Origin of the sequence: Enterobacter sp. RHBSTW-00318, assembly GCF_014101375.1 — a bacterium.
Classification (GTDB): Bacteria; Pseudomonadota; Gammaproteobacteria; order Enterobacterales; family Enterobacteriaceae; genus Enterobacter; species Enterobacter ludwigii.
This window is the reverse complement of sequence record NZ_JABXQH010000001.1, coordinates 2,185,925-2,203,808: the sequence shown is the minus strand read 5'-3', so window position 1 is coordinate 2,203,808 and position 17,884 is coordinate 2,185,925. Positions and strand designations below refer to the sequence as shown.

The 17,884-nt window shown below is 55.3% G+C and carries 17 protein-coding genes; 7 read left to right on the top strand and 10 right to left on the bottom strand.

The window, feature by feature from the left end:
* Positions 1-12: 12 nt before the first annotated feature.
* The 6 genes from HV157_RS10985 to HV157_RS10960 all read right to left on the bottom strand — a co-directional run bounded on the left by HV157_RS10985 (position 13) and on the right by HV157_RS10960 (position 5,540).
* Complete coding sequence (locus HV157_RS10985; RefSeq protein WP_044867940.1) at positions 13-717, bottom strand: fimbria/pilus chaperone family protein; 705 nt, start codon at positions 715-717, stop codon at positions 13-15.
* A 71-nt stretch (positions 718-788) separates the two neighbouring features.
* Positions 789-1,505 carry a DUF1120 domain-containing protein gene (locus HV157_RS10980; protein ID WP_014168534.1) on the bottom strand — a complete coding sequence of 239 codons (717 nt, stop codon included), beginning with the start codon at positions 1,503-1,505 and terminating at the stop codon, positions 789-791.
* Positions 1,506-1,756: 251 nt separating this feature from the next.
* Positions 1,757-2,467, bottom strand: coding sequence for a DUF1120 domain-containing protein (locus HV157_RS10975; RefSeq protein ID WP_014168535.1), 711 nt, complete (start codon positions 2,465-2,467; stop codon positions 1,757-1,759).
* 271 nt (positions 2,468-2,738) lie between these two features.
* On the bottom strand, positions 2,739-3,431 hold the full coding sequence (locus HV157_RS10970) for a DUF1120 domain-containing protein (protein ID WP_068795229.1): 693 nt from the start codon (positions 3,429-3,431) through the stop codon (positions 2,739-2,741).
* A 408-nt stretch (positions 3,432-3,839) separates the two neighbouring features.
* The gene (lplA, locus tag HV157_RS10965) at positions 3,840-4,856 is read right to left on the bottom strand and encodes a lipoate--protein ligase LplA (protein WP_182268190.1); all 1,017 of its coding nucleotides are present in this window, start codon (positions 4,854-4,856) and stop codon (positions 3,840-3,842) included.
* A 39-nt stretch (positions 4,857-4,895) separates the two neighbouring features.
* Entirely contained in the window at positions 4,896-5,540 is a 645-nt protein-coding gene (locus HV157_RS10960; protein WP_020885273.1) for a YtjB family periplasmic protein, read from the bottom strand.
* A 117-nt stretch (positions 5,541-5,657) separates the two neighbouring features.
* On the opposite strand from HV157_RS10960, the gene serB reads away from it, so the two are divergent.
* The 3 genes from serB to nadR are packed head-to-tail and all read left to right on the top strand — an operon-like array spanning position 5,658 to position 9,291.
* Positions 5,658-6,626, top strand: a complete 969-nt coding sequence (serB, locus tag HV157_RS10955) for a phosphoserine phosphatase (RefSeq protein WP_020885272.1) — start codon at positions 5,658-5,660, stop codon at positions 6,624-6,626.
* 11 nt (positions 6,627-6,637) lie between these two features.
* Positions 6,638-8,023: a DNA repair protein RadA gene (gene radA / locus HV157_RS10950; RefSeq protein ID WP_014168542.1), complete on the top strand. Its 1,386-nt coding sequence runs from the start codon at positions 6,638-6,640 to the stop codon at positions 8,021-8,023.
* Between the two features lie 35 nt (positions 8,024-8,058).
* Positions 8,059-9,291, top strand: coding sequence for a multifunctional transcriptional regulator/nicotinamide-nucleotide adenylyltransferase/ribosylnicotinamide kinase NadR (gene nadR, locus HV157_RS10945; RefSeq protein ID WP_014168543.1), 1,233 nt, complete (start codon positions 8,059-8,061; stop codon positions 9,289-9,291).
* Positions 9,292-9,348: 57 nt separating this feature from the next.
* Here the strand turns inward: nadR and HV157_RS10940 are convergent, their stop codons facing one another.
* Entirely contained in the window at positions 9,349-10,350 is a 1,002-nt protein-coding gene (locus HV157_RS10940; RefSeq protein WP_063214206.1) for a zinc-binding alcohol dehydrogenase family protein, read from the bottom strand.
* A 108-nt stretch (positions 10,351-10,458) separates the two neighbouring features.
* On the opposite strand from HV157_RS10940, the gene HV157_RS10935 reads away from it, so the two are divergent.
* A complete protein-coding gene (locus HV157_RS10935) occupies positions 10,459-11,358 on the top strand; it encodes a LysR family transcriptional regulator (protein ID WP_025205491.1) in 900 nt (299 codons plus the stop codon).
* 67 nt (positions 11,359-11,425) lie between these two features.
* On the opposite strand, the gene ettA is transcribed toward HV157_RS10935, so the two are convergent.
* Positions 11,426-13,093 (bottom strand): energy-dependent translational throttle protein EttA, encoded by a 1,668-nt coding sequence (gene ettA / locus HV157_RS10930; protein ID WP_014168546.1) that lies wholly within the window; start codon positions 13,091-13,093, stop codon positions 11,426-11,428.
* A gap of 227 nt (positions 13,094-13,320) precedes the next feature.
* On the opposite strand from ettA, the gene sltY reads away from it, so the two are divergent.
* On the top strand, positions 13,321-15,258 hold the full coding sequence (sltY, locus tag HV157_RS10925) for a murein transglycosylase (protein WP_182268191.1): 1,938 nt from the start codon (positions 13,321-13,323) through the stop codon (positions 15,256-15,258).
* 54 nt (positions 15,259-15,312) lie between these two features.
* Positions 15,313-15,642, top strand: coding sequence for a trp operon repressor (gene trpR / locus HV157_RS10920; RefSeq protein ID WP_020885267.1), 330 nt, complete (start codon positions 15,313-15,315; stop codon positions 15,640-15,642).
* Here trpR and yjjX read toward each other — a convergent pair.
* Positions 15,633-16,148 carry an inosine/xanthosine triphosphatase gene (gene yjjX / locus HV157_RS10915; protein ID WP_014168549.1) on the bottom strand — a complete coding sequence of 172 codons (516 nt, stop codon included), beginning with the start codon at positions 16,146-16,148 and terminating at the stop codon, positions 15,633-15,635. The genes trpR and yjjX overlap by 10 nt on opposite strands.
* Positions 16,149-16,198: 50 nt before the next feature.
* Here yjjX and gpmB point away from each other — a divergent pair, with 50 nt between their 5' ends.
* Positions 16,199-16,846 (top strand): 2,3-diphosphoglycerate-dependent phosphoglycerate mutase GpmB, encoded by a 648-nt coding sequence (gene gpmB, locus HV157_RS10910; RefSeq protein ID WP_014168550.1) that lies wholly within the window; start codon positions 16,199-16,201, stop codon positions 16,844-16,846.
* Here the strand turns inward: gpmB and robA are convergent.
* Positions 16,843-17,712, bottom strand: coding sequence for an MDR efflux pump AcrAB transcriptional activator RobA (gene robA, locus HV157_RS10905; protein WP_014168551.1), 870 nt, complete (start codon positions 17,710-17,712; stop codon positions 16,843-16,845). The genes gpmB and robA overlap by 4 nt on opposite strands.
* Positions 17,713-17,884: the final 172 nt, after the last annotated feature.

Genomic DNA, 17,884 nt, shown 5'->3' with positions numbered 1-17,884 from the left:
AACATCCCTGTCTTACTGGCGCGTCAGGGAAGCGGTAAAGCTCTCAACTTCAATCCCGTAGCGGCTGGCCGGATTGAACTCAATGGCGTTATCGGTGCCATTAACCGGGGTGTCGGTCTGCACCGTCATGGTCTCTCCCGGCAGGATAAACGTCTTGTTGACCAGACCTTCCGTATGCGAAGGCAGTAAGGTGACAGAGGTGGAGAAACGGACCACGTAGGCGGACGGATTCTGCACCTTGACCTCTTTCCCGGTGACTGACCAGGTCAGTAATTTCCAGGCGTCGGTGACCACCGGCAGATCTTTGGGATGGATCAGGACCGGTAAATCCTGACGCAGGTTGATCCCGACCTTCACGTTTTTATCCGTGCTTTTGGGCGGAATACCTTCGAACACCACGCGTTTGTACTGTTCAACGCTAAGCGGTTTGTCGGTTTCAAGAATAAAGCGAACCTGTTGCTCCTGGCCTGGCTCAAGGCGCACTACCGGTTGGGTGACGTTGAGTTTTACCCCCTGGTCGCCCCCGATATCCCGGATGGAGGTGTAAAGCAGGGTGGGAATGCTGTCGGTGTTTTTCACGCTCATGACGCCGCCGTGGTTCGCTTCGTCAATCAGCAGCAGGGTGGTTTCAGGCACCATTCCGGCGGCAAAAAGCGAAGCCGGAAGGGCGAGGCACAGTGAGCAGATCAAACGTGTTGATGTGTGGATCGTAGACATAGTGGGTTTCATTCGCTGGTCAGGAAAAAAACTCCCCATGTAACTGGAGAGTTTTGCGTCAGGGGGCTGGATTAGAGGTAAACCAGGGTGATCGTTGACTGGCCTTCAAGCTCGGTTTTGTCGGTCAGGGTCAGCTTGTCGCTTGGGGCTACGGCCAGCGCAATCTTCAGCGGGAATGCCGCGCTCATGAAGGCTAAAGGTGCACGCTGGCCGCTTTTGGAAACGGTCATGACGTCGGTGCCATCGTTGGAGAGGATGCCGCTGGTCCACATGTTCATCCAGCTTCTGCTGCTGATCGTGCCGCCGGTATACAGGGTAGCCGCGATAGGCTGTACCGCCGCGCCGTCTGCGGTAACGGAGGTCAGGTAGGTAGAAATGGCATACGCACCGATGTTCTCGCCGGCGCTGGTTTTACCTACGCCGTTCAGTTGGCTGGAGCCAGAAGCCTGGCCACCGTTTGCGGTAGCGTTATCCACGTGGAATTGGTTGGCTGGCAGGCTGGCACCGGCGTTGGAATCCGCGCGATCGTCGTGAAGCGTCCAGCCCACGCGTGTGGCGGACTGGCACTTGATGGTCAGGGTGACATCTTTATGGCCTGCCTGATATGGCACGCTGGAGGAGAGGGAGTCCAGACCGATTTCACCGAAGTTGGCCAGACCCCCGTTGCTGATTTCCGGCACGCAGCCTGCGCTGGTCAGTGAGCCCTGTACTTTGAGCATGGCGGTCGGTTCTGCGCAAACGGCTGTTGCCGCCATGGATAGCACGGTGGCAAGAAGAAGCTTTTTCATTGTTATTCCTTAACCTGAAAGAGAGTGACTAAAAAAGATATTTTTAGTCCGCAAAGTGCTTGCATGAATACACGTGTTAAATAACAAGCGCCGCTGATTCTATTAATGATTCACAGAATGCAATAATTAGATTTTCTAACGAGCACATTGAGATTTTATTAAGTCATTACAATCAGATATGAATGGATTTATATTCTGCTTTAAAACGGCGGGATATCCCGCCGGAGAAAAGAAAACATGACCTTAACGTATCAGAGATAAACCAGCGTAATGGTGGTTTCGCCGCTCAGTTGAGCTTCATCGGTCGTGGTCAGGCGATCGGTATTCACAATGGCCATCGAGACTTTAAACGGGAAGACGACGTTGGTAATCGCCAGCGGAGAAGATTTGCCTGGGGTGGTCGCCGTCATAATTTCTGCGTTACCGTTGGCAATAATACCGGTACTCAGGTTACGCCACATGTATTCGCCATTGCTGTTGACGTACGCCGGGGCATAAATGGCCTGAGCCGGAAGACCATTGGCGGTAACTTCATTCACGCGCGTTGCGATGGCATACGCCCCAATCTTTTCGCCCGCAGCCGTGGTGCCAACGCCATAGGTGGTGCCAGCGCCCCAGGCATCACCTCCGTTATCCGCCGCATCGCGGATGTAGAACTGGCTGGACGTCAGGTCATTTGCCGCATTGGTATCTTCTTTATTGTCCGCGATGCTCCAGGCCACTTTGGTCGCTGAAGGGCAGTTAATGGTTAACGACATGTCCTTTTGACCCATCTGATTCGTCTGGGTAGGAGAAAGTTGATCCAGGGCGATGGTGCCAAAATCGATAGAACCGCCATTGCTTAATTCAGGCGTACAGGACGCATTATTCATTTTGCCTTTCACCTTCATCACAACGGTAGAGTCGGCGAGCGCAGCGTGCGAAGCCACGGCAATCAGAGTGGCGAGAAGAAGTTTTTTCACTGTTATTCCTTAACCAAAAAGTGGACATTTTCTTATGTGCGTGTAATTAACGTATTGATTCACAAGCGCGGGAATTCTATTAATGGTCAGAGTTATTTGTGAAATGAGAAATTCTACACTCGGTTGTGAGTTTAATTAAGGGCTGTAAATACAATCATGTATGTATTTACGTCTTGCGAATAATATGATGGATGCAGTATGAATAAAGGAATAAAAAACGGCGAATTAAATTCGCCGTCAGAGATACGTTATCGCCTGAGCGATAATTTAATTAGAGGTATTTCAGCGTAATGGTCGCCTGACCATCCAGTTCGGTATCTTCGGTAATGGTCAGTCTGTTGGTATTCCTGATTGCCATGGAGACTTTCATTGGGAATACGGCTTCGGTAAAGGCCATCGGCACGAGTTCACCCGGTTTGGCGACGGACATGGTTTCGTAGTCATCCAGAACAAGACGACCCGTCGTATTTTTATTCCATTTAGTCAGATTAGTGCCTCCCGCGGTAATCGCATCAGCAGGTGCGCCGTCTACCGTGACATATGGCAGGTTGGTATACACTGCCCATCCGCCAATCTTCTGACCTTCTTTGGTAAAACCTAAACCGCTTGTGTACTGAGGGCTGAATGTCGAGCTGCCATCAACGGCAGAATCATCGACTTCAATATAATGGCCGTCAGCCAGACTGTCTTTGCGGTTGTCGTACATTGTCCAGCCGACTTTGGTCGCAGAATTACAGGTAATTGTCATGGTGATATCACGCTGGCCGAGCTGGTTATCCTCAGTCGCGCTCAGTGAGCCCATTGATATTTTGCCATAATCTACTGCACCGCCGTTGCTCATTGTAGGAGTACATGACGCGTTGGTCAGTTTGCCTTTCACTTTCATGACGGCGGTGTTAGCCGCATGGGCTGCGGTCATGGACGTTGCCGCAGCGATGGCCGCGACAAGAAGAATTTTTTTCATTGTTGTTCCTTAACGAAGAGAAATTATAGAGCTGTCGACTAGTAATGTAATCAATAGGTTTTATATATGGATGTAACCACGGGCGGTAGTATATTGTGGCTGCTCTAAATGGTGTATTTAGAATTTCTAAACGGGCAGTAATGAAAATATAAAAGCATAGATGGTGTGAATATTTTCACGCATTTTACGGGCATATTTCCGCTTTTATTGTTCAATTTATTATTGAAAGTTATTAGCGGTTTTCGTAAGGCCGGGAAGCATTCAATGCCCTTCCCGACGATAATATAATATTTTTTAATGAGATGGGGCAGGCTGGATCCCTGAAGCCTGCTTAAAAAATAAGAATAAGACGTTATCGCGTAAACAGGTTACATCACTCGCCCGGCGAAGCACGCCGGGCAACATGGTTTAGCGTACGGCCTGCGAAAGCCAGGCTGAAAGCTCGCCCAGCTCGATTGCCTGATCGGGGAACTCGCCACGTAATGCCTCACATGTCAGCTGCACCGTGTCGGCCCGATACAGGCAGCCCTGTAAGCGGCTGGCCAGCGCCTCCAGCGGCGCAGGGTTCAGGCTGTCCGTAAAGACCTGCGCCCGGGTAATGTGGCCTTTTTCCACGTCAAAATGAAGCTCCACGCCGCCCCAGGTGAAGCGCTCGTCCAGCAGGTGCGAGAAGGCCGGCGCCTGACCAAAGTTCCACTCCCAGCTGCTCTGACGGGCAAAGGTTTCCGCAAAGTTTGGCAGGTCAGGGGTGTTATCCGGGGAGATCACTTCGGCTTCGACCCGCTCACCGTAGTGATCGAAAAACGCTTCGCGGATGGCATCGCAGATCTGTTCGTGGGTGATGCCCGGCAGTAATTCGATCAGGTTGGCGACGCGGCCACGCACGGAGGTGATACCTTTGGCCTGCAGTTTTTTCTTATCGGGATTAAGGTAATTCGCAAGACGGCTGAGGTCGGCATTCAGCAACAATGTACCGTGATGGAATCCCCGGTCCAGGGTTTCACGGTAGGCGGAGCCGGAGACTTTGCGATCCCCGTCGAGGGTTTTGACGACCAGATCGTTGCGGCCTGACGCTTCGGCAGTCACGCCCAGCGATGTCAGGGCGTTAAGCACAATCGCGGTGGAAATGGTTTTATCGTATTCAGGTTTGCCCGCCATAAAGGTAAAGCAGGTATTGCCGAGGTCGTGAAATACCGCGCCGCCGCCGCTGCTGCGTCGCGCCAGGCGGACGTTATCCTCTTCCATACGCCGGGTATTACACTCTTTCCAGGGATTCTGCGCACGGCCAATCACCACTGTATCGGCGTTGCGCCATAAAAATAACACCCGTTGAGTGGCTGGCATCTGACGGAAGATGCACTCTTCTACCGCGAGATTGAACCAGGGATCGTGAGAGTCAGAGATAAGCAGGCGTAACGTCGTCATGGCAAAGTTCCTTTTCCGAATCGTAAGCCTACTTTATCACTATTCTTTCTTATCGCCCTCGTCCTCTTCGGGCACCGATTTACTGGCGGTCAGGAGGAAAGGCGATTGCTGCCAGCGGGTGCGTTTACCCTGCAGCAGCGTGCGTGCCAGCACCACACCGATGGCCAGCGAGAGCAGCAGCATCAGGCGCAAAATATTGGTGGTGTTGTCCACCTGTTTTGCTTCGGTGGGCAGGGTGTGGGTGTCGAGCGTCAGGCGCAAATACCCGAGCGGACCATTTTTCCCCTGCACGGGTTCGACGATCTGCTGATTGAAATAGCCGCCGGCTTTTTTGCCGTCCAGCGCCAGCCTGTCACGGACGTCAACGTGCTCACCGGCACGGGCGATCAAGTCGCCCTGTTCGTCATAGACACCGGCATCAAGAATGCGGCTGTTTTCGGTTAACTGGCGTAATATCTGACCTATGCGCTTCTCGTCCGGCGTTTCGGTGCGCATCGCCGGGGCGATGTTGAGCGTGACCTGACGCGCCAGAGTACGCGCCAGTTCCTCAAACTGCGGGTTACGTTGCCGCTGGTGATTCTGGCTGAACCACGATGCCCCTTGCATCAGCGCGACCAAGAGTGCGAGACATATCAGGACAATCACGGCACGATGAAGTCGGAATTTCAGTTTTGCGCGAGCCATATTCCACCTGCTGAAAATTTACGGCTTAATGTTGCCAGAAGTGATGGTTACAAGGTAGCCTCATGCGTTATTTTCCCTCTGGAACCTTCCGGCGCGAACGAATTCACAGGAGCTTCAATGCCGAACATTACCTGGTGCGACCTGCCTACGGATGTCTCTTTATGGCCAGGATTGCCGCTCTCTTTAAGTGGTGATGAGGTGATGCCTCTGGATTACCACGCTGGCCGTAGCGGCTGGCTGCTGTACGGACGCGGCCTGGACAAACAACGCCTGACCCAATATCAAACCAAACTGGGTGCAGCGATGGTCATCGTGGCGGCCTGGTGCGTAGAGGATTATCAGGTCATCCGCCTGGCAGGTTCCCTGACGCAGCGCGCGACCCGCCTGGCGCATGATGCCGGCCTGGACGTGGCGCCTCTCGGCAAAATTCCACACCTGAAAACGCCGGGTCTGCTGGTGATGGACATGGATTCCACCGCCATCCAGATCGAATGCATCGACGAGATCGCCAGGCTTGCCGGCAGCGGCGAGCTGGTGGCCGATGTGACCGAACGGGCAATGCGCGGCGAGCTGGATTTCACCGCCAGTCTGAGGCAGCGCGTGGCGACCCTGAAAGGGGCCGACGCGAACATCCTGCGCCAGGTGCGTGATGAGCTGCCGTTAATGCCGGGGCTGACGCAGCTGGTGCTGAAGTTAGAAACGCTGGGCTGGAAAGTGGCTATCGCCTCGGGCGGGTTCACCTTCTTCGCCGACTACCTTCGCGACACGTTGCGCCTGACCACCGTGGTGGCGAATGAGCTGGAAATCATGGACGGCAAGCTGACCGGCCAGGTGATCGGCGATATCGTGGATGCCCAGTACAAAGCCAATACCCTGACCCGTCTGGCGGAAAAATATGAAATTCCTGTCGTCCAGACCGTTGCCATCGGTGATGGCGCGAACGACCTGCCGATGATCAAAGCGGCAGGCCTTGGCATTGCCTACCATGCCAAGCCTAAAGTGAATGAAAAGACGGAAGTCACCATCCGTCATGCTGACCTGATGGGGGTGTTCTGCATTCTCTCCGGCAGCGTGAATCAGAAATAACGAGGTAAACTGTGGCGAAAGCTCCAAAACGCGCATTTGTCTGTAATGAATGTGGTGCGGATTATCCGCGCTGGCAGGGGCAATGTAGCGCCTGTCATGCCTGGAACACCATCACCGAAGTGCGTGGTGTGGCGGCTTCGCCGAGCGTGGCCCGCAATGAACGCCTGAGCGGTTATGCCGGCAACGCCGGTGTCGCGAAAGTGCAAAAGCTCTCGGATATCAGCCTCGAAGAGCTGCCGCGTTTCTCGACCGGATTCAAAGAGTTTGACCGTGTGCTCGGCGGGGGAGTAGTGCCGGGCAGTGCGATCCTGATCGGTGGTAACCCGGGAGCGGGTAAATCAACACTGCTGCTGCAAACGCTCTGCAAGCTCGCCGAACAGATGAAAACCCTGTACGTCACCGGTGAAGAGTCCCTGCAGCAGGTGGCGATGCGTGCGCACCGTCTGGGCCTGCCAACCGGCAACCTCAACATGCTTTCGGAAACCAGCATCGAGCAAATCTGCATGATTGCCGAAGAAGAGCAGCCGAAGCTGATGGTTATCGACTCCATTCAGGTGATGCACATGGCGGATATCCAGTCTTCACCGGGGAGCGTGGCGCAGGTGCGTGAAACCGCCGCCTATCTCACGCGCTTTGCCAAAACGCGCGGTGTGGCGATTGTGATGGTCGGCCACGTCACGAAAGATGGCTCGCTGGCGGGGCCGAAAGTGCTGGAACACTGTATCGACTGCTCCGTCATGCTCGACGGCGATGCCGATTCCCGTTTCCGTACGTTGCGCAGCCACAAAAACCGTTTTGGTGCGGTGAACGAGTTGGGTGTGTTTGCCATGACCGAGCAGGGGCTGCGTGAAGTCAGCAACCCGTCTGCCATCTTCCTCAGCCGGGGCGATGAAGTGACCTCCGGTAGCTCGGTGATGGTGCTCTGGGAAGGGACGCGTCCGCTGCTCGTGGAAATTCAGGCGCTGGTGGATCACTCAATGATGGGTAACCCACGGCGTGTGGCCGTTGGCCTGGAACAAAACCGCCTGGCGATCCTGTTGGCCGTACTGCACCGCCACGGCGGCCTGCAGATGGCGGATCAGGACGTGTTCGTCAACGTGGTCGGCGGGGTCAAAGTCACTGAGACCAGTGCGGATCTGGCGCTGCTGCTGGCAATGGTCTCCAGCCTGCGTGACAGACCGTTGCCGCAGGACCTGGTGGTGTTTGGTGAAGTGGGTCTGGCCGGGGAGATCCGCCCGGTGCCAAGCGGCCAGGAGCGCATCTCCGAGGCGGCGAAGCACGGCTTTCGCCGCGCCATTGTGCCCGCCGCCAACGTGCCGAAAAAAATCCCGGAAGGGATGCAGGTCTTTGGCGTGAAGAAACTCGCAGATGCGTTAAATGTCTTTGACGACTTATAATTACGTATTCGATTTTGCAGGAGGCACCGTAATTTATGTCATCATTTGACTACATCAAGACCGCAATCCGCCAGAAAGGCTGCACGCTGCAGCAGGTGGCGGATGCCAGCGGCATGACCAAAGGCTACCTGAGCCAACTGCTGAACGCCAAAATCAAAAGCCCCAGCGCACAAAAGCTGGAAGCGTTGCACCGCTTTCTGGGGCTTGAATTCCCGCGTATGCAAAAGAACGTCGGCGTGGTATTTGGCAAGTTTTACCCGCTGCATACCGGGCACATCTATTTGATCCAGCGTGCCTGTAGCCAGGTGGACGAGCTGCATATCATCATGGGTTACGATGAAACCCGCGACCGTCAGCTGTTCGAGGACAGCGCCATGTCGCAGCAGCCAACCGTGCCGGATCGCCTGCGCTGGCTGCTGCAGACCTTTAAGTACCAGAAAAACATTCGTATTCATGCTTTTAATGAAGAGGGCATGGAGCCGTATCCGCACGGCTGGGATGTGTGGAGCAATGGCGTCAAAGCGTTCATGGACGAAAAGGGGATCACCCCGAACTGGATCTACACCTCTGAAGAGTCCGATGCGCCGCAGTTCCGCGAGCATCTGGGCATTGAAACCGTGCTGATCGATCCAAAGCGTACCTTTATGAACATCAGCGGGGCGCTGATCCGCGAAAACCCGTTCCGCTACTGGGATTACATCCCAACCGAGGTAAAACCGTTCTTTGTGCGCACCGTTGCGATTCTGGGCGGCGAGTCGAGCGGGAAATCGACGCTGGTCAACAAGCTGGCCAACATCTTTAACACCACCAGTGCGTGGGAGTACGGGCGTGATTACGTCTTCTCTCATCTGGGTGGTGACGAGATGGCGTTGCAGTACTCCGACTACGATAAAATCGCGCTGGGTCATGCGCAGTACATTGATTTCGCGGTGAAATACGCCAATAAAGTGGCCTTCATTGATACCGATTTCGTCACCACCCAGGCGTTTTGCAAAAAATACGAGGGACGCGAGCATCCGTTTGTGCAGGCGCTGATAGACGAATACCGCTTTGACCTGGTGATTTTGCTCGAAAACAACACCCCGTGGGTTGCCGACGGGATCCGCAGCCTCGGCAGTTCCGTCGACAGAAAAGAGTTCCAGAGCATGCTCATCGACATGCTGCACGAAAATAACGTGGAGTTTGTGCATGTGGAGGAGTCAGATTACGACAGCCGTTTCCTGCGCTGCGTAGAGCTGGTGAAAGAGATGATGGGGGAGCAGGGGTAATTCCCTCACCCTAACCCTCTCCTGAGGGAGAGGGCCGGTGTGAGGGGGACCCCCCCCTCAATACTCAACCACCACTTTGCCACGCATATGCCCGTCCAGCACTTTTCGGTGCGCTTCGGTGATGCTTTCGACGCTCAGCCCGTGCAGCGTTTCGCTCAGTGAGCTTTCCACCACGCCGTTATCCACCAGCTTCGCAACCTCGTTTAAGATCTCGCCCTGACGCGCCATGTCGGCGGTCTGGTACATGCTGCGGGTGTACATAAACTCCCAGTGCAGCGCGGCAGATTTGGATTTCAGCTTATCCTGGTTCAGCGGATGTGCGTTCTCAACGATGGAGCAGATATGCCCCTGCGGTGCGATCAGTTCACTGACGGCATCCCAGTGGCCGTCGGTATCATTGAGAATGAAAATGTAATCCACAAACGTCAGGCCCTGTTTAGCCAGTTCACCTTTCAGGTCACGGTAATTCACCACGTGATCGGCACCGCGGTCGCGACACCACTGAGCAGAATCTTCCCGCGAGGCGGTCGCGACGATCTTCACGTTGCTGCGATGTTTCGCAAACGGGATCGCCAGCGATCCTACGCCGCCCGCGCCGCCAATAATGAGCAGCGTTTTGTCCGGGCCGGCATCCTGGATATTCAGCCGTTCAAACAATCCTTCCCAGGCGGTGAGGGCGGTTAACGGCAAGGCGGCTGCGGCAGACCAGCCGAGGCTTACCGGCTTATGCCCGACAATGCGCGCATCGATCAGCTGATGGGTGGTATTGCTGCCCGGGCGGGTAATATCGCCCGCGTACCACACTTCATCACCCGGTTTAAAACCGCTAACGCCTGCACCCACGGCTTTCACAATGCCGCTGGCGTCCCAGCCGAGAACGCGTGGTTCCGTCAGGCCGCTTCTGACGATGCCCGCGTGAACTTTGGTATCGACCGGGTTGATGGAAACGGCTTTTACCTCAACCAGCAGATCGTACTCGCCGGGCTGCGGCATCGGTTGGGTAATTTCAATGAAATCAGCAGGACTGTCTGGATTAACGGCAATGGCTTTAACTGACATGGTGAGCTCCTTTAGGGAAAGCGTGTTGTTGAGACTAGTCTATTAAGTGCTCAGTCGCGTGATAAGATGGACAATTAAGAACGAAGTGTTCGTACAGGATGAACAATCATGTTTAAACAACTTCAGGACATGGCGCTGTTTGCGCTGGTGGCAGAGTTGGGCAGCTTTACCGCGGCGGCACAGAAAGCTGAGCTGCCGAAATCCAGCGTCAGCCAGCGAATCAGTCAGCTTGAGCAGCAGGTGGGGATCCGCTTGCTCAATCGTACTACGCGCAGGCTGAACCTGACGTTCGCCGGCGAGCACTATCTGGTTCACTGCCGTGAGATGCTGGCGGCAAGTGAACGGGCGGAGTACGCCATTCAGCGGCTGCGTGAAAACCCCAGCGGTCGACTGCGCATCACCTGCCCGGCCGGGATCGGCGCGACACTGCTGGCGCATTTGAATGCGGAGTTCCAGCTCCGCTATCCGGACGTTTCGCTTGACGTGTCCATTTCTGACGACGTGCTCGACCTGGTCGAGTCAGGTTTTGACGTGGCGCTGCGTACCGGTAAGCCGCAGGACTCCTCCCTGATTGGCCGTATGATCGGTCATTGCCCGCGTTATATGCTGGCCTCACCGACTTACCTGGCGCGCCGGGAGCCGCTGACGCATCCCCGGCAGCTGGTGGATCACCGCTGTATTACCCACAAGGCGTGGTCTGAGTGGCTGCTGCAAAGCGAAAGTGAGGATTACCGTTATCTGCCGGATAACGCCCATCTGACGGATAATCTGGTGTATGCGCGCGAATGTGCCATCGCCGGCGCCGGGATCACGCTGCTTCCCGCTTTTTTGCTTGAGGATAAGGTTGAAAAGGGCGCGCTGGTGAAGGTGCTGCCGGAGTGGAACGTCGAGGGGAACGATCTGTGGCTGGCTTACCCGAGCCGCAAGCTGAACTCGCCGGCGCTGATGCGTTATATCGACTTTGCGATGCAGTGTGATGAGGTGAAGCGGTTTTACGTGGGTGGGTGAACGGTGCGTCACTCACAGGGTGTAGGAACAAACAAAAAAAACGGCAACTGACGTTGCCGTTTTACATTTATTTCGCGATACGTTTGTACTTAATACGTTTCGGCTCCAGCGCATCTGCGCCCAGCGTACGTTTCTTGTACTCTTCGTATTCGGTGAAGTTACCTTCGAAGAACTCCACTTTCCCTTCGTCCTGGTAGTCCAGGATGTGGGTTGCGATACGGTCAAGGAACCAACGGTCGTGCGAGATAACCATTGCACAGCCCGGGAACTCCAGCAGGGCGTTTTCCAGTGCGCGCAGGGTTTCAATGTCCAGGTCGTTGGTCGGTTCATCGAGCAGCAGCACGTTACCGCCAACCTGCAGCAGTTTGGCCAGGTGCAGACGACCACGTTCACCACCGGAGAGCTCGCCCACGCGTTTACCCTGGTCGGTGCCTTTGAAGTTAAAGCGGCCAACGTAAGCGCGACTTGGCATTTCGGTGTTACCGATACGCATGATATCCAGGCCGCCGGAGACTTCTTCCCACACGGTTTTGCTGTTATCCATGGCGTCACGGAACTGGTCAACGGAAGCCAGTTTCACGGTTTCACCCAGAGTGATTGAACCACTGTCTGGCTGTTCCTGACCGGACATCATGCGGAACAGGGTAGATTTACCCGCGCCGTTCGGACCGATGATCCCCACGATGGCACCTTTCGGTACGGAGAAGGTCAGGTCGTCAATCAGCAGGCGATCGCCATAAGACTTACGCAGATTGGTGACTTCAACCACTTTATCCCCCAGACGTGCGCCAGGCGGAATAAACAGTTCGTTGGTCTCGTTACGTTTCTGGTATTCGGTGTTGTTCAGCTCTTCAAAGCGTGCCAGACGGGCTTTACCCTTAGACTGACGGCCTTTAGCGCCCTGACGAACCCACTCCAGCTCTTTCTCGATAGACTTACGACGCGCGGCTTCCTGAGAGGCTTCCTGCGCCAGACGCTGGTCTTTCTGCTCCAGCCAGGAGGAGTAGTTGCCTTCCCATGGAATGCCTTCACCACGGTCAAGCTCCAGGATCCAGCCTGCAACGTTGTCGAGGAAGTAACGGTCGTGGGTGATCGCCACAACGGTGCCTTCGAAATCGTGCAGGAAACGCTCCAGCCATGCCACGGATTCCGCATCCAGGTGGTTGGTCGGTTCGTCGAGCAGCAGCATGTCTGGTTTTTCCAGCAGCAGACGGCACAGCGCCACGCGGCGGCGTTCACCCCCGGAGAGGTTCGCGATTTTCGCATCCCAGTCTGGCAAACGCAGGGCGTCAGCGGCGCGCTCGAGCTGCACGTTCAGGTTGTGGCCGTCATGCGCCTGGATAATCTCTTCAAACTTGCCTTGCTGAGCGGCCAGTTTATCGAAGTCCGCATCCGGTTCAGCGTATTTGGCATACACTTCATCCAGACCTTTCAGTGCGTTAACGACGTCAGAAACCGCCTCTTCAACGGATTCACGAACGGTGTGTTCCGGGTTGAGTTGAGGCTCCTGCGGCAGGTAGCCAATTTTGATGCCAGGCTGCGGACGGGCTTCACCTTCGATGTCTGTATCGATGCCGGCCATGATGCGCAGCAGGGTGGACTTACCGGCACCGTTGAGACCCAGAACACCGATTTTTGCGCCCGGGAAGAAGCTCAGCGAGATATTTTTAAGAATATGACGTTTCGGCGGGACAACTTTGCCGACACGATGCATGGTATAAACGAATTGAGCCACGTTGGACTTCGCCTCTTTTATCGTGATGAGAAAGAATATCAGCCTCGAAGTGTAGCCTTTTTCCCGCCCTAATCCCAGCCAGGAACGTCGGGAGTGTTAAAACGCGCAAGAAAGGTAAAAAAGTGTCCGCAACGTGGCGCGTTGCAGGATGCCTGGTTAGCATAAGTTAATTAGACTTTGACGTGGCAAGACGCTGCAATTGACGAAAAAACAATGAGGAAGAGCTTGTGGGAAAAGCCAAACAGGTGGTCTGGCGTCTGCTGGCTGCCAGCGTATGCGTGATGGCGGCAAGCCAGGCGGTGCATGCCGATTCACTGGATGAACAACGTAATCGCTACGCCCAGATTAAACAGGCGTGGGACAATAAGCAGATGGATACCGTGCAGGCGCTGATGCCGACCTTAAAAGCGTATCCTCTCTATCCGTATCTGGAGTATCGGCAGATCACCGACGATCTCATGAATCAACCCACGGTCACCGTGAATAACTTTATTCAGGCGAACCCGACGCTGCCACCCGCGCGGACGCTGCAGTCTCGTTTTGTGAACGAACTGGCACGTCGTGAAGACTGGCGTGGGCTGCTGGCGTTTAGCCCGGAAAAACCGAACACCACCGAAGCCCAGTGTAACTATTACTATGCGAAGTGGGTTACCGGACAGCAGGAAGAGGCCTGGGCGGGCGCGAAAGATCTGTGGTTGACCGGAAAAAGCCAGCCAAATGCCTGTGATTCCCTCTTTGGCGCATGGCGTGCGTCAGGTAAGCAGGATCCGCTGGCGTACCTTGAACGTATTCGCCTGGCGATGAAAGCCGGAAACACGCGGCTGGTTACCACGCTTGCGGGGCAAATGCCGTCTGATTATCAGACGATCTCAACCGCCGTCATCGCCCTGGCGAACGATCCGAACAGCGTACTGACCTTTGCCCGCAGCACCGGCGCGACCGATTTTACCCGCCAGATGGCCGCGGTGGCTTTTGCCAGCGTGGCGCGTGACGACGTGGAAAATGCGCGGCTGATGATCCCGCAGCTGGTGCAGGCGCAGCAGCTCAATGAAGATCAAACTCAGGAGCTGCGCGACATTGTGGCGTGGCGACTGATGAGCACCGATGTAACCGACGAGCAGGCGCGCTGGCGAGACGATGCGATTATGCGTTCGAACTCCACGTCGCTGGTGGAGCGCCGCGTGCGTATGGCGCTGGGGACGGGCGATCGCCGGGGGCTGAATACCTGGCTTGCGCGTCTGCCAATGGACGCCAAAGAGAAAGACGAATGGCGTTACTGGCAGGCGGATCTGCTGATGGAGCGCGGGCGTGACGATGAAGCCAAAGAGATCCTCCATGCGCTGATGCAGCAGCGTGGGTTCTACCCGATGGCGGCCGCACAGCGTCTGGGTGAGGAGTACACGTTCCGCATTGATAAAGCCCCTGCTAACGCCAACCCGGCGTTGACTCAGGGGCCAGAAATGGCGCGCGTTCGCGAGCTGATGTACTGGAACATGGACAATACCGCCCGTAGCGAATGGGCGAATCTGGTGACCAGCCGTACGACCGATGAGAAGGCACAGCTTGCCCGCTATGCCTTTGATAACCACTGGTGGGATCTGAGCGTGCAGGCAACGATCGCTGGCAAGCTGTGGGATCATCTCGAAGAGCGTTTCCCACTGGCCTATAAAGATCTGTTTGAGCGCTACACCAGCGGTAAAGACATTCCGCAAAGCTACGCCATGGCCATTGCCCGCCAGGAGAGTGCGTGGAACCCGAAAGTCCGTTCCCCGGTCGGGGCCAGCGGCCTGATGCAGGTGATGCCGGGAACCGCGACGCACACGGTGAAGATGTTTAACACCCCGGGATACAGCAGTCCGTCGCAGCTGCTGGATCCGGAGACCAACATCAATATCGGTACCAGCTACCTGCAGTATGTTTATCAGCAGTTCGGCAATAACCGCATCTTCTCCTCGGCGGCGTATAACGCAGGCCCGGGCCGCGTGCGCACCTGGCTTGGCAACAGCGCCGGGCGCATTGACGCCGTCGCGTTTGTGGAAAGTATTCCGTTCTCGGAAACCCGCGGCTATGTGAAGAACGTATTGGCTTATGACGCCTACTATCGCTATTTCATGGGACAAAAAGATACCCTGATGAGCGATGCTGAGTGGCAGAGACGTTACTGATGGAGCGGGTTGTGTTATGCTGTACTCGTTAATGAGTACAACAGGCGGCATAACATGACCCAGCATTCCCCGTATTCCTCGGCAATGGCCGAACAACGTCATCAGGAGTGGCTTCGTTTTGTGGAGTTGCTCCGCCAGTCTTACGACCAGGATCTGCATTTGCCTTTATTGCAGCTGATGCTGACGCCGGATGAGCGTGAAGCCCTGGGCACACGCGTGCGGATCATCGAAGAGCTGTTGCGCGGTGAGATGAGCCAGCGTGAGCTCAAAAATGAACTGGGCGCGGGTATCGCGACGATCACCCGCGGATCGAACAGCCTGAAATCCGCGCCGGTGGAACTGCGTCAGTGGCTGGAGTCTGTGCTGCTGGGCGCTCAGCGATAAATCGCGTTATGGAACGGGCTCAGGGCCAGAATCACCGCCTGGTGGTAAACGCCTGAACGCGTTAGTGCGCCAGCGGTAAAGACGCCAATCGCGCCTTCTTTGCGGCCAATTTCATCGATGCCGGTGTACTGAGACATCACCGGCCCGAGCGCTTCACCCGCGGATACTTTTTCCAGAATGATTTTTGGCAGCGGCAGGGTTGCTGAACGCGCTTCTCCACGCTGTTCACGGTTCTCGATGACCACCCAGCTGAACGTCGCGCCTTCGTCGATACCCGCTTCAATTGCCACCCAGAAGTCAGCATCCGGTGCGGCAGCCCTGGCATTTGCCACGCGATTTCGTGCGCCAGCGCGCGTTTCCTCGCTGCCAAACGGCTGTTCAGGCACGCCGCTCTCGACGCCGATGGCATCAATATGGCAGGATCCTTCGCCGAAAATCTCTTCGAATGCCCTTAGAATTGCCTGAATTTTGGCAGGATTGGTGGTAGCAGAGACAACATGGTGCATAATTAAGCTCGATTCAAAAAAAACTCATCGCAGTATAACGGAAAAAAAGCATGTTACAGGTATACCTTGTTCGCCACGGTGAGACGCAGTGGAACGCCGAGCGACGTATTCAAGGCCAGTCAGACAGTCCTCTTACTGAAAAGGGTGTGCAGCAGGCGTGGCAGGTGGCAGAACGCGCCAGAACGCTGGGCATTACGCATGTTATCACCAGCGACTTAGGTCGCACACAGCAGACGGCGCGCATCATTGCCGATGCCTGTGGTTGTGATGTCATGATCGAGCCGCGTCTGCGCGAGCTGGATATGGGCGTGCTGGAAAAACGGCATATTGATACGCTGACGGAAACGGAAGAGGGCTGGCGTCGCACGCTGGTCAACGGCACCGAAGATGGCCGTATTCCGGAAGGCGAATCCATGCAGGAGCTGAGCGTGCGTATGCATGCCGCGCTGGCGGAATGCCTGAAGCTTCCGGCCGGGAGCCGTCCGCTGCTGGTGAGTCACGGTATTGCGCTGGGCTGCCTGGTGAGCACGATTCTGGGGTTACCTGCGTATGCAGAGCGCCGTTTGCGTCTGCGCAACTGCTCTATTTCCCGTATCGACTATCAGGAAAGCGCGTGGCTGGCGTCAGGTTGGGTCGTAGAGATGGCAGGGGACATTTCGCATCTTGATGCCCCTGCACTTGACGAACTTCAGCGTTAACGACGTATCGGAATTAAGAATTCCATACGCAGATTGATTGGGCCTTCTTCCGGTTTAGCATCGCTTGCCGGATAGTAGCGCTCAATATCCTGACCTTTACGGCGATTCAGGTTCAGCATTGGCATGCAGGTTCCGTAAACGGTCAGGATAAATTCCTGTACACCCGTTCCCAGCCCTTCATAAGCGAACATCACGTATTCGCCGCCTTCCAGCACCACGGGCTTTGAACCCTGAATATAGCCATTCGCCAGCTCTGGCGTTAACGCGGTGGTGTAGAACACCTCCTGCTCGTCGTCTTTTTCCTGGCTTGGGTGCGTTTCGTTGAGACCATACAGGATGGGCGGGATCGCCGGTGCATGGCTCAGGAAGTCGCGCCAGAACTGAACGCGCATCTGATGACGGAATTCGGAAATCTGCTCCAGCGAACAGGAGTAGCTTTGCGTCGTACCAATCAGGTGCGTTTCTGGCAGGGTGATAAATTCATATTTCGGCATTGCAAACTCGCCCAGACGCAGCGGCGGACGCATGCCAAACGAGCTCCAGTCAGGCGAGCGGCGATAGAGCGCTGGCGTTAACGAGAACTGTTTTTTAAAGGCGCGGGTAAAGGTTTGCTGCGAGTCGAAACGATATTGCAGTGCAATATCCAGAATCGGCCGCGCGGTCAGGCGTAATGCCACCGCTGATTTTGACAGACGACGTGCGCGGATATAGGCCCCGATAGCATGACCGGTGACATCCTTGAACATCCTTTGCAGATGCCACTTGGAATAGCCTGCTTTAGCCGCCACATTATCCAGTGACAAAGGCTGGTCGAGGTGACCTTCCAGCCAGGTGAGCAGGTCGCGAATAATTCCAGCCTGATCCATATACTATCCTCATCCTTAAAACAGCAGGTGCCTGATAACAGGTTAGCGGATAATAGCATTTTTTGATGTTTTAGCATTCAGTGTTTTTTTTGCTCATTAATGCCTTTTGTTCCTCGTTTTGGGTGAATATATTCTAATCCTGTGATCTTGCTACATTTTTGTCTACAGTGTT